Origin of the sequence: Microbacterium testaceum, assembly GCF_001476655.1 — a bacterium.
Taxonomy (GTDB): Bacteria; Actinomycetota; Actinomycetes; order Actinomycetales; family Microbacteriaceae; genus Microbacterium; species Microbacterium testaceum_C.
Map to the genome: position 1 here is coordinate 1 of NZ_LDRT01000118.1, position 14,418 is coordinate 14,418.

General features: G+C 71.0%; 14 protein-coding genes. 8 read left to right on the forward strand and 6 right to left on the reverse strand.

All coding sequences use genetic code 11. From position 1 onward, the window contains the following. Positions 1–76 precede the first annotated feature (76 nt). A complete protein-coding gene (locus NS220_RS14775; RefSeq protein WP_058624787.1) occupies positions 77–1,099 on the reverse strand; it encodes a LacI family DNA-binding transcriptional regulator in 1,023 nt (340 codons plus the stop codon). Positions 1,100–1,281: 182 nt separating this feature from the next. Here NS220_RS14775 and NS220_RS14780 point away from each other — a divergent pair, with 182 nt between their 5' ends. Genes NS220_RS14780 through NS220_RS14800 form a run of 5 tightly spaced genes read left to right on the forward strand, consistent with a single transcriptional unit; the run spans position 1,282 to position 6,570 of the window. After that, the gene (locus NS220_RS14780; protein ID WP_058624788.1) at positions 1,282–2,637 is read left to right on the forward strand and encodes an ABC transporter substrate-binding protein; all 1,356 of its coding nucleotides are present in this window, start codon (positions 1,282–1,284) and stop codon (positions 2,635–2,637) included. Further along, positions 2,634–3,605 carry a carbohydrate ABC transporter permease gene (locus NS220_RS14785; RefSeq protein ID WP_193755383.1) on the forward strand — a complete coding sequence of 324 codons (972 nt, stop codon included), beginning with the start codon at positions 2,634–2,636 and terminating at the stop codon, positions 3,603–3,605. Before NS220_RS14780 ends, NS220_RS14785 begins: the two co-directional genes overlap by 4 nt. Further along, positions 3,602–4,426, forward strand: coding sequence for a carbohydrate ABC transporter permease (locus NS220_RS14790; RefSeq protein WP_058624789.1), 825 nt, complete (start codon positions 3,602–3,604; stop codon positions 4,424–4,426). The genes NS220_RS14785 and NS220_RS14790 overlap by 4 nt, the downstream gene beginning before the upstream one ends. Positions 4,427–4,456: 30 nt before the next feature. After that, positions 4,457–5,413, forward strand: coding sequence for a glycoside hydrolase family 68 protein (locus NS220_RS14795; RefSeq protein WP_058624790.1), 957 nt, complete (start codon positions 4,457–4,459; stop codon positions 5,411–5,413). After that, positions 5,410–6,570 (forward strand): serine hydrolase domain-containing protein, encoded by a 1,161-nt coding sequence (locus NS220_RS14800; RefSeq protein WP_058624791.1) that lies wholly within the window; start codon positions 5,410–5,412, stop codon positions 6,568–6,570. The genes NS220_RS14795 and NS220_RS14800 overlap by 4 nt, the downstream gene beginning before the upstream one ends. A 9-nt stretch (positions 6,571–6,579) precedes the next feature. Here the strand turns inward: NS220_RS14800 and NS220_RS14805 are convergent, their stop codons facing one another. From NS220_RS14805 to NS220_RS14820, 4 genes are read right to left on the reverse strand one after another with little or no spacing between them, the layout of a single operon-like run. After that, positions 6,580–7,392, reverse strand: a complete 813-nt coding sequence (locus NS220_RS14805) for a glycosyltransferase (protein ID WP_058624792.1) — start codon at positions 7,390–7,392, stop codon at positions 6,580–6,582. Next, entirely contained in the window at positions 7,389–8,396 is a 1,008-nt protein-coding gene (locus NS220_RS14810; protein ID WP_058624793.1) for a hypothetical protein, read from the reverse strand. The genes NS220_RS14805 and NS220_RS14810 overlap by 4 nt, the downstream gene beginning before the upstream one ends. After that, positions 8,390–9,526, reverse strand: coding sequence for a glycosyltransferase (locus NS220_RS14815; protein WP_058624794.1), 1,137 nt, complete (start codon positions 9,524–9,526; stop codon positions 8,390–8,392). The genes NS220_RS14810 and NS220_RS14815 overlap by 7 nt, the downstream gene beginning before the upstream one ends. Beyond that, complete coding sequence (locus NS220_RS14820; protein WP_193755384.1) at positions 9,523–10,575, reverse strand: glycosyltransferase; 1,053 nt, start codon at positions 10,573–10,575, stop codon at positions 9,523–9,525. Before NS220_RS14820 ends, NS220_RS14815 begins: the two co-directional genes overlap by 4 nt. Positions 10,576–10,677: 102 nt before the next feature. Between NS220_RS14820 and NS220_RS14825 the strand changes: the two genes are divergently transcribed. The 3 genes from NS220_RS14825 to NS220_RS14835 are packed head-to-tail and all read left to right on the forward strand — an operon-like array spanning position 10,678 to position 13,951. Then, positions 10,678–11,667: a WcbI family polysaccharide biosynthesis putative acetyltransferase gene (locus tag NS220_RS14825; protein ID WP_193755385.1), complete on the forward strand. Its 990-nt coding sequence runs from the start codon at positions 10,678–10,680 to the stop codon at positions 11,665–11,667. Next, positions 11,664–12,653, forward strand: a complete 990-nt coding sequence (locus NS220_RS14830; protein ID WP_081323203.1) for a hypothetical protein — start codon at positions 11,664–11,666, stop codon at positions 12,651–12,653. Before NS220_RS14825 ends, NS220_RS14830 begins: the two co-directional genes overlap by 4 nt. After that, positions 12,650–13,951, forward strand: a complete 1,302-nt coding sequence (locus tag NS220_RS14835) for a glycosyltransferase family 2 protein (RefSeq protein WP_058624797.1) — start codon at positions 12,650–12,652, stop codon at positions 13,949–13,951. The genes NS220_RS14830 and NS220_RS14835 overlap by 4 nt, the downstream gene beginning before the upstream one ends. 165 nt (positions 13,952–14,116) lie before the next feature. Here the strand turns inward: NS220_RS14835 and NS220_RS20450 are convergent. Next, positions 14,117–14,418, reverse strand: a 302-nt coding sequence (locus NS220_RS20450; RefSeq protein WP_206543033.1) for a hypothetical protein, incomplete at its 5' end; no start/stop codon positions are given.

Here is a 14,418-nt window from a genome sequence, read left to right on the forward strand (position 1 = left end):
GAGCGTCCAGAACACCCGGACGAAACGTCACACGTTCCGGGTGTTCTGGACGCTCAGCCGTGGAGAACCCGCGCGATCACGGGCGGCGGATCGACTCGCGGATCACCACGGGCATGTCCACCAAGTGACGTCCCGCGGGTGGGCCGCTCGGCGTGAGCAGCAGCTCGACCGCGCGGCGACCCATCTCCTCGTGCGGGAGGCCGATCGTCGTCAACCCCGGGCGGAGGTAGGCGGCGAGCTCGTCGTTGTCGAACGAGACGAGCGAAACGTCCTCCGGGACGCGGAGCCCCGCGTCCCCGAGAGCCTGCAGGGCGCCGAAGGCGAGCCGGTCGTTCAGGCACACGATCGCGCGAGGGCGCATCCCGTCGGCGAGCAGACGGGCGGTGAACTCGTAACCCGGGGCCGGCTCCCACAGCCAGATCGATTCCTCGTGGAGGAACGTCGCCCCCGCCTCGGCCATCGCCGCCGAGATCCCCCGGACACGCGCCGAGACGGTGTCGGAGCGGAAGAGATCGCGCTCCGCCTGGGCGTCATACCCCAGGAGCAGGATGCCGTCGCGGATGCCCGCCTCCACCAGCAGCTCGATCGCCCGACGCCCCCCGGTCTCCTCGTCGGGCAGGACGCTGCACCCGTGCACCTCGTTGGTCGCGTTCAGCATCACCGTGCGCAGCCCGGCGGGCAGGGGAGGCACGAAGGTCTCGCGTGCGCGCATCGACGCGAAGATGATGCCGTCCACTTGGCGGTCGAGGAGCGCCGAGACCGCCTCGGCTTCCCGCGCCGGCTCCCCGCCGGTCTCCGCCACGAGGACGACCTGGCCGGCCGCCTCGGCGGCGCCGAGCGCCCCCTTGATCAGGCCGCTCGCGAAACGCGTCGTGGCGACGAGGTCGGAGACGAACCCGACCGTGTGAGACGTGTCGGTGCGCAGAGCCCGGGCCGCCATGTTCGGGCGGTATCCCAGCTCGGCTGCGGCGGCGTGGACACGCTCGTGCGCATCCTTCGAGAGGCGGGTGTCGGGGCGGCCGTTCAGGATCATGGACGCCGCGGCCGGGGACAGCCCGGCGAGGCGGGCGACGTCGGCCAGCGTGACCCTCTTGCCCATCGGTCTTCCCCGTTCTGCGGCGCCGGTGCCGCGGTAACGATCTTCGCAGCGATCTTGACAGCGTCGCGGACGTCTGCGTAAATGATGCTGCTAAATCCTTTCAGCAAAGGTTAGCGCACCAGAAGGTCCGACGCCGGAATCACCCGAGCGCCGGCAGAACAGCATCTGACGAAGGAGTCGATATGAACCCCCGTTCCCTGCGCCGCCGCCGAGGGGCATCCCTGGCGCTGGTGGCCATCGCGGGCCTGACCGGCGCCGTCCTGACCGGGTGCGCGCCCGGCAGCTCCGCCCCCGCCGCACAGACCGACGTGACGGTGAACACCGAGCTCACCAGCGACCCGGTCGAGCTCACGATCGCCGACGAGACGGGCTTCCCGGTCACCGACAAGCTGACCGAGGAGTTCACCAAGCAGCACCCGAACGTGACCTTCAAGATCAACCGCGACACGTTCCAGAACCTGACCGCCAACGCACCGAAGCTTCTCGCCAGCTCGACGCCTCCCGACCTCATCCGCCTCCCCACCCTGGGCGACACCGTCCGCGACGGCCTCGTGGCCAACCTCGATCCGTACTTCGACGCGTACGGCTGGAGCGCGTGGCCGGCGTCGCAGCTCGCTCCGTTGCGGATGAACGACGAGGGCGTGCGCGGTTCCGGTTCGCTGTACCAGCTGGGCCTCGGCTACAGCATCACGGGCATCTACATGAACACGACCCTGGCTTCGCAGCTCGGCATCGACTCCCCGCCGCAGACGCTGGCCGAGCTCGAGGCCGACATGGCCAAGGCCAAGGCGGCCGGCATCCTGCCGATCATGGCGGGCGACAAGGACGGCGTCGTCAACTTCGTCGTTCAGGCCGCGATGAACCAGTACGTCGACAAGGCCCAGTTCCTGTCGTGGATGTTCAACGAACCGGGTGCGCGTTACGACGAGCCCGGGAACGTCGAGGGCGCCGAATTGGTGCGCAAGTGGGCGGATGCCGGCTACTTCCCCTCCGACATCAACGCGATCGACTACTTCACCTTCACGAGTCGCTTCTCGGGCGGCGAGGGCCTGTTCACGTTCAACGGCAACTGGGAGGCCGCGAACTACCAGAAGGCTCTCGGTTCCAACGTCGAGTTCTTCCTCGTCCCGCCGGCCGAGGCCGGGGCGAACCACGTCGCGATGGGCGCGGCCAACTCGTTCTCGGTGGCGGCGAAGTCCCCGCACATCAACGAGATCGTGTACTTCCTCAACTGGGTGCACACCGACCCGGCGGCCCGCCAGATCATCGTCGACGTCACGGGCGCCTCGCCCGGTGGCGACCCCGCCGAAGCACTCCCGACCGTGCAGCCCGGTTCCCTCATCGAGAACGCGCTGAAGATGTCGGCGCAGATCGGAGCCGAGGACGGTCAGGTCGACTTCATGGCCAACACCACCGCGGGCATCTACGCGGGCTCGATCATCCCCGAGTCGCAGCTTCTGGTGACGAGCCAGATCAGCGGCCAGGACTTCGTCGACCGCGTGCAGAAGTTCTACGAGAGCGAGGTCGGCACCAAATGACCGACCGTGCGGTCGCCGTCGCGGCGGCCCCTCGACAGAGCGACGTCGCGCAGGCGACGACGACCGCACCGCCACGTCGGGCCGCCGCACGCGCGGCGGCCCGACGGGCGACCCTCGCCGGGTGGCTGCTCCTCGTCCCCGCCCTGGGTTTCTACGTCGGCTTCGTGGTCTGGCCGCTCATCCAGGGCGTGCAGTACTCGTTCTACGACTGGAACGGCATCGGCGTGGCCCGCTGGGTGGGTTTCGGGAACTACCTCACGGTGTTCACCGACCCCGATCTGCTCGGGGCCATCCGCAACGCCTTCATCCTCATCGCGTTCTTCACCCTGATCCCCGTGAGCCTCGGGCTCGTCTTGGCCACCCTGATCCGCGGCATCCGCTACAAGGCCTTCGCCGCGACCGCGCAGACGGTGCTGTTCCTCCCGCAGATCATCCCCCTCGCCGCGGCAGGCATCGCCTGGTCGTGGATGTACGCCCAGACCGGCGCGGTCAATCAGATCCTCGGTTGGCTGGGACTCGGGTGGATCACCCGCCCGTGGCTCGCCGACTACGGCACGGCGCTGCCGGCCGTCGGCCTGATCGGGTCGTGGGTGCTCACGGGGCTGTGCACCGTGCTGCTGCTCACCGGTCTCGGCAAGATCGACGTCTCGCTGTACGAGGCCATCCGCCTCGACGGCGCCGGGTGGTGGCGGGAGTTCTTCACGATCACCCTCCCGGGCCTCCGGCAGGAGATCGCGGTGCTCGTCACCGTCACCGTCATCGCCGCGCTGTCGAGCTTCGACATCATCTACACCTCGACCCAGGGCGGCCCCGGCCGCGCGACCCTCGTGCCGGGCCTGTCGATCTTCCGCATCGGCTTCACCCAGAGCGACGTGGGCCTGGCCTCGGCCTTCGGCATCGTGCTCATGGTCCTGGTGCTCATCGTGGTCCTCCCCATCCAACGCCTCTCGAGAGCGAGTGACTCGTGATCGCCAGCCGCACCGAGCGTTACCTCGGGATCGTCCTCCTGAGCGTCGCGACCATCGTGACGCTGCTGCCCCTGATCAGCATGTTCTCCGCGGCGCTTCAGCCCGCCGATCAGAACCCGACCGGCCTGACCTGGCCGTCCGACCCGCAGTGGGGCAACTTCGCCACCGCGTTCGAGACGGGCCATGTGTGGCAGCTCATGGGCTCGAGTGTGCTCATCGTGCTGGGCGTGGTGCCGGTGAGCCTCGTCGCCGCGACCCTCGCGGGCTTCGCGCTCGGTGCCCTGCAGGTGCGCTTCGGGCGCGGCATCCTGGTGTTCTTCGTCCTCGGCCTGACGATCCCGTTCGAGGCGCTGATCATCCCGCTGTATTACCAGGCGCAGTCGATGGGCACCGTGAACACCCCGTGGGCCGTGATCTTCCCCCTGATCGGGCTCTACATGCCGTTCGGCGTCTTCTGGATGCGCGCGCATTTCGTCAATGTGCCTCGCGAGCTGTCCGAGGCCGCGCGCGTCGACGGGGCCTCGATCTGGCGCGAGTTCCGCAGCATCCAGCTCCCCCTCGCCGCCCCGGCGCTCTCGGCGCTGGCGATCCTGCTGTTCATCTGGACGTGGAACCAGTTCCTGCTCCCCGTCGTCCTCATCGCCGACCCGCTGCAGCGCACGGTCGCCGGTGCCCTGACCTTCTTCCAGGGGCAGTACTCGCTCAGCATCCCCCTCCTCAACGCCGGCGCGCTGATCATCATCACTCCCGCGGTGCTGCTTTTCCTCGTGTTCCAGCGCCAGTTCATCCGCGCCCTCGTCCAGGGCGCCGTCAAGGGCTGATCGCCCGCTTCCTCCTCGAAACGGATCTTCATGACGTTCACGCTGCCCGACCACTGGGTCTGGGACTTCTGGCTCGCCCGTGACGGCGACACCCACCACATGATGTTCCTGCAGGCCCCGATGAGCCTCGGCGACCCCGACCTGCGCCACCGCAACGCGAGCGTCGGATACGCCACCTCCGACGACCTCCGCTCCTGGACGGTCCACGGCACGGTGCTCGAGCCGTCCGGGGGGCACGCGCCGGACGCCACGGCGACGTGGACGGGGAGCATCGTGCGGACGGATGCCGAGTGGCGCATGTTCTACACCGGATCCCGGTTCCTTCGCGACGGGGCCATCACGAACGTCGAGACGGTCCTCGCGGCGTCCTCGGCCGACCTGGCTACCTGGACCAAGGATTCCGCCGTCGTGGTGTCCGCCGACCCGCGCTGGTACGAGACCCTCGAGGCGCAGACCTGGCACGAAGAGGCCTGGCGCGATCCCTGGGTGTTCGCCGACCCCGATGGGGACGGGTGGCACATGCTCGTCACCGCGCGAGCGGGCGATGCGGACTCGCGCGACCGCGGGGTCATCGGTCACGCATGGTCGCCCGACCTGCACCGGTGGGAGGTGCGGCCCCCGCTGAGCCGGCCGGGCGCGGGCTTCGCTCATCTCGAGGTGCCGCAGGTCGTCCGCGTCGACGGACGCTGGGTGCTGGTGTTCTCGTGCGACTCGGCTCACCTCGCCGGCGACCGCCACGGGCGGACGGGCGGCATCTGGGCCGTCGCCCTCGACGATCCGCGTGGTCCGTACCCGATCGAGCGGGCGACCCTCGTCACGGCGGAGAGCCTGTACAGCGGGCGGATCGCCGAAGATGCCGACGGTCGGGCGGTGATGCTCGCCTTCGAGAACGTCTCGTCGGACGGATCGTTCGTCGGAACCCTCTCCGACCCCCTCGCTCTCCGGTGGAACGGTGACCGGCTCGAAGTCGCGGGGGAGGACCGGTGACCGCCGTGAAGGGCACGGTCGCCCCCGGTTACGAGCGCGTCGGAGAAGCGTTCGCGGTCGCCTTCGACGGCCTCCCCGAGATGGGCGCCGCGCTCGCGGTCCGCGTCGACGGACGGGCCGTCGTCGACCTGTGGGGAGGCGTCGCCGACGGCCGCACCGGTCGTCCGTGGGAGCGGGAGACGCCGTCGGTCGTCTTCTCGAGCACGAAAGGGCTCATGTCGATCCTCGTCGCGCGGCTCGTGGCATCCGGGCGCCTCGATCTCGACGAGCCGTTGAGCGCGATCTGGCCCGAGTTCGGTGCGCATGGCAAGCACCTCGTGAGCGTCGGCGACGCCCTCGCCCATCGTGCCGGTGTGTCCGCGCCTCGGGTGAGCGTCTCGCGCGAGCAGCTGCGGGACTTCGACGCGATGACGACGCTGCTGGCCGCGCAGGAACCCCTGTGGGAACCGGGCACGGCGTGGGCGTACCACGCTCTCACCCATGGCTGGCTGTCCGGCGAGATCGTGCGTCGGGCGGGTGGGACGGACCCGGGCGAGGCCTTCGCCGAGATGGCCGCGTCCGTCGGCGGGGGAGCGTGGCTCGGGATGCCGCCGGAGGTCGCCGCCTCCGTCGCGCACCTCCGCGTCGGACCCACGCTGTCCGCCCTCGTGGAGCGGCAGCGGGCGTCCCGGGATCCCTCGACCATCGACTGGCAGGAGCGCGCGATGACGCTCGGGGGAGTCCTTCCCGAGACGCTGGTCACCGACGACGACGGCTTCAACGCCGACGACGTGCGGGCCGCGGTCATCCCCGGTGCCGGGGCGATCGCGACGGCACGGGCGGTCGCGGCGATGTGGTCGGCCACCGTCGCCGACACCGACGGGGTGCGCCTGCTCGATGACGACACCGTGCGGATCGTGACCCGCGAACGCACGGCGGGCGCGCCCGTCTTCCCCGCACCCGCCCCCTGGCCGCGCTGGGCCTCGGGCTTCCAGCTCGACTCGGACGCGCGCCGGTTCCTCGGCGGATCGAGCTTCGGTCACGACGGCGCCGGCGGACAGGTCGCGTTCGCCGACCGCGAGTCGCGGGTGGGTTTCGCCTTCGTCACCAACTGGATGGAGGCCGTCGACCCGCGTGCGACACGGATCGTCGATGCGCTGCGGGCCGTCGTGGCCTGAGGCGACCGCTCAGTCCACCCGCACCCATCCTTCGCCACGGCGCTCGATCGCCCCGGCCGCGGCGAAGGCGTCGAGCCACCCGCCCATGGGCCAGACGCCCCACCGTCCGTGGAACGTCGCCCCGTTGCGAAGGATGTCGTCCAGGTGCTGCCACGGCGGAGACGACACCGGATGCCACTGGTGAAAGGCATCCGCTCCGCCGATCCAGCGCAAGGGGACACCGCGTTCTCGAGCCGTCCACGCGAGGTCGGTGTCCTCCGCTCCGTAGCCCTCGTACCCGGTGTGGAAGCCACCCAGACGCTCCCAGGTCGAGGGGGTCGCGGCGAAGGACAGCGACCAGAACAGGTCGTACTCGGCGGACGTTGCGGCCCGCGTGTCACCGGCCGGCAGCGCGGGTCGCGCTCGATGCGGGCGACGAAGAAACGGGAGGTCGGCGGCTGATTCGGGGCGCTGTACGCTCGCCAGATACGTGACAGGGCCGGCCAGGAGTGCGTCGGGTTCGGCGCGTGCGGCCGCCCGGTACCCGGGGAGAAGCTCCGGCCCCGGGAGGCAGTCCACGTCGAGGAAGACGAGCAGTTCCGCGCCCGCGGCGATCGCCGTCTCCGCGGCCCGATTGCGTCCCTCGCCCACGCGGAATCCGTGCGGTCCCCGCGGCACGTGCAGCGTGTGGGTCCCGGCATCCCGGATGCCGTCGGGCGGCGTCTCGTCGAGCCATGCCTCCACCCGCACGATGTCGTCGGCCACCTCGGCGAGCACGCGGCGCTGTCGTCGGAGGTGGTCGTGGCGCGCGGCGGAGGCGACGGTGATGACGGCGGTCCTCACGGCAGCACCCCCTCGACGGCCGCAGCCATCCGCGCCGCGCCCCCGGCGACCTGCCAGCGCGTCCAGTCGGGCTCGTCGTGCGCAGCTTCTTCGATGATTTCTACCAGGCCAGAGGCTGAAACGTCTGCGTGCGCGCGCCGCGCGAGCCCCCAGTTCCCGAGCGCGTCAGCGGTCGCCTGCTGCTCGTCGAAGGGGCGGTCCTGGGCGATCACGACGGCGCGGGCTCCGGATGCCGCGAGGTCGGCCACGCTGTTCTGCCCGGCCGCGGTGACGACCACCGTGCTCCGACCGATCGCCGGCCACGGATCGCTGACCCGGGAGGCATCATCATGCCCGATGGCCGTGACCTCCCACCCTCGTTCGCAGAGCAACGCCGTGACCGACACGCGCGTCTCGGCGTCGAGCACCCCGCCGAGGAGGAGCACGGAGGGGGTAGCGTCCGCGACCCCCGGGGGCCGTCCGTCGAACCGCGAGATCCCGCCCGTCCAGACGACGCGCTCCCCGTGCGCGGCGAGCCCGGGGGCAGGGACCGCCCCGTGCGGCCACGGCGCGATGATGCGGTCGGCGAGCGCATAGGCGAGGGCGTGAGGCGCATCCGTGCGCACCCCGGGCTGGGTCACCGACACGGTCCGCAGCCCGAGTAGACGCGCGAACGCGACCACCTCGGCGCTCACGTCGACCACGAAGGCGCGCAGCGCCTGATCGGACGCGACACGGGCGATCATCGCCAGGCGCGCACGGTGGCCCGGGTGGTCGTGCGGTGCCCAGTGAAGTGCCCCCCGTGCCGTCGGCTCGGCGTCACGGGGATCGACCACGGAGCCGTCGGCGGCCTCGGAGACGTCGGCGTCCGGAGGAAGCTCGACCCAGTCGACCGCCGGGTCGAGCCCCACCGGCCGGGCCATCGACGAGAACGCCACGACGGGGGTCCGTAGGTGCGGCTGCACGGCGAGGAACCGGGCGACATGACCGAAACCGTGGTGGTGGACGTACCAGCCGATCACCACGACACCGCCGGCACCCGCCGCGCGGCGACAGGCTGGGCGACGTGCGACAGCACGCGTTCCACCTCGCGGTAGCGCTGCGCGAGGGAGTGCTGACGGACCGCCGCCCGCCGTGTCCAGACGCGGGTGAGCGGCTCGCGAGCCCCGTGCGCGGCGAGATCGGCCGCGGCCTTGCCGAGCGCGACGACGTCGCCCGCGGTGACGGTCGCCGATCCCGGCATCCCCGCGAGGACCTCCGACACCCCGCCGATGTCGAAGGCGGCGACGGGCGTGCCGGTGGCGAGCGCTTCCGCGATCACCAACCCGAACGGCTCCTCCCACATGGGGGTCACGAGAGCGACGGCGGAGGAGCCGACGAGACGGCACAGGTCCGGTTGGCGCAGCGGTCCGACGTACCGTGCGTGCGGGCCGAGGCGGGGGACGACCTCCTGCTCGAAGTAGTCGACGTCGCCGATCCGTCCCGCCAGGACGATATGGGCGCCGACGGCGCGCGCGGCTTCGATCGCCAGATGGGGGGCCTTCTCCGGGACGACCCGTCCCGACCACACCCATGACGTCCCGCCATTGCCGCGTGTCCACTGGTCGGTGTCGATGCCGTTGGGGAAGACGAACGCGTCGATTCCCTCCACCGACCAGGCGCGAGCGGTCGCCTGGCTGACGGCCACGAAACGGTGTGGGCTGTCGCGCACCTCTGCAGCGGCCTCGAGCAGCGACTCCAGCGGCGGGGTGTGCAGGGTCGTGACCACCGGGATTCCCGCCTCGTCGCTCCAGCGGATGGGGGCCGGATGAAGGCTGTGATTGTCCACGACGTCGAACAGGTGCCGGTCGGCGATCAGCCGCTGACGCGCGGCGTCGAACGCGGCATCGACGGAAAGGGCGTACCCGAGCGGATAGTCCGTGTCGGAGGAATCCTCCGGGCGCGTCCACTCGGGCGTCGGGAGGCGGAACTCGGGGATGTCGCTGAGGAAGTCCGAACCCTCCGCCGCGCACAGCGTCACCTCGTGCCCGCGCGCCCGCAACCAGCGCACGCGGTCCCAGACGGTGGCCTCGAGGCCGCCCGCGTGGGGCTGTCGCAAGGGGTAGCGCGAGGGCGCGACGACGAGCACGCGCAGGGGCCGCGATGCGCGGGTCATGCTGCGGCCACCATCCGCAGGGCCCGGCGGTACACGCGTACGTGGGCGTCCCGCACGGCGGCGCGTTCGGTGGCACGGTCGCTGCGTCGCCGCTCGACCTCCTCGGCACGTCGCGGCGAGCCGGGTGTCGACCACGCCGGAGCGGTGGCATCCGTGATCGCACGGGCGAGCGCGATCGGATCACCCACGGTGAAGGCGTGGAAGTCCCGCGGGTGCTGCGCGGCGATGTGCCCGACCCGCGTACCGATCACGGGCACCGCGAGGTCGAAGCAGAGCTCCGCCCACCCCGACTGCGTGCCGTGCCGGTACGGCAGGAGGCATGCATCGAGGTCGGAGAGCCACCGTTGAAGTTCGTCGTCGTCCAGGCGGGTCCCGCGCTCGATCGTCACGCCGTCCGCGTCCGCCGCCAGGAGAGCGATGGATGCCGCGGCCTCCGCGTCGCGGACCCGTTCGTTCACGCGCACGACGGCCTCGATGCGGGCGCCCTCGGCCCGGAGGTCGGCGACGGCGCGCACGATGGTCGCGACGGTACCGACGCCGTCGATGTTGGGCCGCAGATCTCGCAGGTGCACACCCACGCGCGTCATCGTCTGCGCGGTCCCGCCGTGCGAGGTCGCCGAGGCGATGAGCGTCGGGTGGGGGATGACGGTCGTGGAGCGGCCGTACTCCCGCCGCACCTCGGCGTCGGCGGAATCGGTCAGGGTGATCAGCTCCGTGGCCGCCGCGGTCAACACGGCCAGCGCGGCGCAGTGCTCGTCCTGGGACGAGAGCTGGGGGTTCTCCAGATCGTGGACGGTGTACACGAGCGGCCGGTTCAACCGCCGCAGCGTGGCGACGGTCGCCGCCAGTTCCGCGGGTGTGTACGACTCCATCCCGAAGTGCAGGTGCACGAGGTCGAACTCGGACGCGTGCTCCTCGAGCCACGCGGGAAGCAGTGCCTGCGGCGGCCACCACTGGCCCTCCGGTGCTCCGGGCACCGGGGGATCGCCGAGCAGACGCACCGCCCGGGGATCGGTGACGGCATCGACGTACGGATGCGAAGACGGCACCGCGGCCACGCGGATCGGGGGGATGGTGGGGACGTCGATTCTCTCTCCTTCTCGTGCAGCTGACTTCGTCGGTGCGCGTACCGCATCGACGGAGACATCGCAATGCAACGGGGCGGTTGGGACGACGACGGCACCGACGGATACGTTCACATCATGAGCGGCGGCAAGAGCGGGGCCACGAGCCTTGCGGACCATGACGGCCCGGTGCTAGCGCGTCGGCGTCACTACGCCGAGTTCTTCGGCGAGGCGCCGTTGCCGTCCCGGTTCGGGGTGGTCGTCGGCAACTGCCAAGCCGAGTCCCTGCGTCTGGTCATCACCTCCGATGCGCTTCCCGCCATCCGCATTCCTGCGGTCCACGAGCTGACGGACGTCGAGACCGCGCGCCTTCACGAGGTCCTCTCCCACGCGTCGTTCCTCGTCGCGCAACCCGTGCGCGACGACTACCGGGGGCTCCCGCTCGGGACGGCGCAGCTGCGCGCATCGCTCCCGTCCGAGGCGCGCATCGTCCTCGTCCCCTCGATCCGTTACGCCGGTCTGCACCCCTTCCAGGTGGTCCTGCGCCTCCCCGGGTTCGAGCCCGACCCGCCTCTCGTCGCGTACCACGACGTCCGGCTCCTCGCCGAGGCGGCGGGTCTTCCCGTCGCCCGGACTCTGCCGCGCGCATCTGTCCGAGAGGTCGCCGCGGAGTCCGTCGCCGAGCTGCGCCGTCGAGAGGGGCTGGGCCTCGACGTGAAGGCATCCGACCTGTTCTCTCCCGTCGTCGCCGACCTCGCCCGCACGGTCAATCACCCGGGGAACGCCGTATTCCTCCCCCTGGGCGAGCGGCTGGCCGCCGCCCTCGGCGCCCCCGGTCAGGCGGTCGACCCGGGCCGACCGATCCTCGCCGGCGTCCGCGCCCCCCTCGAGGAGTGGGTCGTGGACGCGTGGAGCCTGGATGCCGAGCCCCAGCCCGACTGGATCGTCGCGGGCGAGCCCCTGGCCGCCGAAACCGTCGCCGAGGCCCACCGCGCGTGGTACGCCGATCATCCCGACTTCGTCACGGCGGCGGTCACGCGGATCGCCCCGCTTCTGCGTCGGTGGCGGGCGGCATGACGGCCACCCCCGTGGGGACCGCGCCGGTACTGCTCGTCCACCCGGGCCCACACGGGGTGGCGGTGTTCGGGCGAGAAGCGGCCGCGGCGCTCGCCGAGATCGGCGCGAACCCGCGAGCGGTCGCTCCCGAGGAGATCGTGTCGCTCGCGCCGGGCACCCCGGTTCACGCGCAGGTCACCGATCGTCTGTGGGGAAGCTCGCCCGAGGAGGCGACCGAGCACGTCCTCGCGCTCGCCCAGCGTCATCCGTTGACCGTCACACTGCACGACGTCCCCCAGGCCTCCGACGGGGAACGCAACCGTCCCCGCCGTCGCGCGTTCTACGCCGCGGTGGCGCGAGCCGCCGCGGGCGTCGCGGTGAACAGCACGCACGAGCGCGCGCTGCTCGTCGAAGAGGGTGTCTGGGACGGCCCCGTCGCGGTGGTTCCTCTTCCTGTCGCCTCGCAGCCGGTGCAGCACCGCCCCGCTCCGGACGCCGCCGTCGGGGTGCTCGGGTACTTCTACCCGGGGAAGGGCCACGACGAGGCTCTCGCCGCGACGCGTGAGGCCGGACTGACGCGGCTCACGGTGCTGGGGCGGGCGTCCGACGGGCACGCCGCCGAACTGGATGCCTTCGTGCGCGGTGCCGCTGACCAGGGTGTCGCCGTCGAGGTCACCGGGTGGCTGGACGATACGGCGATGGCGACGCGCGCGGGCGCGGTCGCCGTGCCGGTCATCGCCCATCGGCACGTGTCGGCGTCGGGGTCGCTGGCCTCGTGGATCGGCTGGGGTCGTCGCCCCGTCGCGGTCCGCAACCGCTATATCGACGAGATGTCCGCGTTGCGTCCGGGCGCGCTCGCCGTGGTCGAACCCGACGCCCTCCCCGCGGCCATCCGCGACGCCGTCGACGACACGTCCTCGACCTGGCATGGCATCCACCCCGTCCCGTTCGACCGCGCCGACGCGGCCCGCGCCTACCTTCGCTGGTGGGACGAGGTGCTCTCGTGAACGGGCGCGGCTGGGTCGTCGGCAACCGCTGGGACGAGGTCGACGAGCCATCGCGCCTGGCGCGGGTGAGCGTCATCGTCACCCATTACGCCCAGCAGGCGGAGCTCGAGCGCACCCTTCACGCCCTCGCGAACCAGGATTACCCCGCCGATCTGCTCGAGATCGTCGTGGCCGACGACGGTTCTCCCACGGCCCCGGTCGTGCCCGCGGGGGTGCGCGTGGTGAGCCAGCCCGATCTCGGGTTTCGTGCGGCGGCCGCCCGGAACCGCGGCGTCGAGGCCAGCACGGGGGAGGTCTTGTGCTTCCTCGACGCCGACACGTCGCCTGAGCCCGGATACGTCCGGGCGATGACGCGCCTGCCCGCTCTGCTCCCCGAAGCGGTCACGGTCGGTCGACGACGGCACGCCGATTTCGCGGGCATCGAGACGACGGCACCGGTCGCCGCGGCGGCTCCGGCCGTCGAGTTGCCGGAGCCGCAGTGGCTCCTCGACGCCTACGCGCGGACGGGGAACCTCCTCGACGCCGATGACCGCAGCTACCGCTACGTGATCGGTGCGGTCATGGCGTGCTCGCGGGCGATGTTCGATGACGTCGGAGGGTTCGAGGAGAGCTTCACGTCTTACGGCGGCGAGGACTGGGAGTGGGCGCACCGTGCCTGGCAGGCGGGTGCCGTGTTCGCCCATGTCCCTGCGGCGGTGGCCTGGCACGACGGTCCCGAGTGGGCCGGGCGCGCCGGTGTCGACCGCCTGAGCGAGGGCAACGCGCAGACGCTCGCCCTCGCCGCGATGATCCCTGTCGCCGGTTCGACCGGCCGCGGTCTGTTCCCGGCGACCCCCGACGTCGCGGTGCACCTCGCCGGCGACGCGAGCCCTGCCGCGACCTTCCTGTGCGTCGATTCGATCCTCGCGTCGTTCCCCCGGGCGACGGTCATCCTGGATGCCGCACCCGCCGCGCTCGCGCTGACCTCCGATCCGCGGGTCACGGTCGGCGAGACCCCCGACGCGCGCGTCGTGCTGCGCCTCAACCATCCCGTGGTCATGGGCGAGGTGGACGAACTCCGCAAGCGCCTCGCCGATCTCGGACAGGGGGACGAGGGACGGCTCACCCTGCGGAGCGCCGAGGGGACGGTCGTGGGGGAGGCGGTCTCACGACGGGCGCGCCGCAGAGAAGAGCGATGGGGACAGCCCGTCGGTTTCGCCTCCGGCGATCTCGACGCGAGCGGAGTCCACGTCCTGGCGGACGAACCTCACCTGGAGTCATGGGTCGGCGGTTGGGGTGGCCTCGACCGGTGGACGTGAAATCCGCGTGATTCCGCGGTTTCGGGGGTGCGACACGCCCGGGCGGTGCTGTGGATTGGACGAGTCGGTGGGATCCGCGTAACTTATTACTTGTTCGCCCCACAGGGGAGAGCGGAGCGGCCGAAAGGCCCCGCGTCCTCTCAAGCGGTGAACCACCCCCAACACTCACACTTGAGAGTTTCTACTCTCTGGTCTACAGTTGGGATCCTGCCACTCGGCGCCTGTCATCGACACAAGATCTTCCTCGAGAAGCGTTTTTTGTCGTGTTGACGGCCGCATGTGGCGCATATAGAAGTGAACTGCCTCACGGGTAGGTCGAGAGATCGTTTCTGTGGGTGCGTCCGTTCCTTGAGAACTCAACAGCGTGCACTTGTCAAATGCCAATTTATTCCTCGTTGGTCCGTTTTTGCGGATTGCGAGTAATTCCTTTGGATCAAAGTCCAACCCTTTGGGGTTGGCATCTGGAT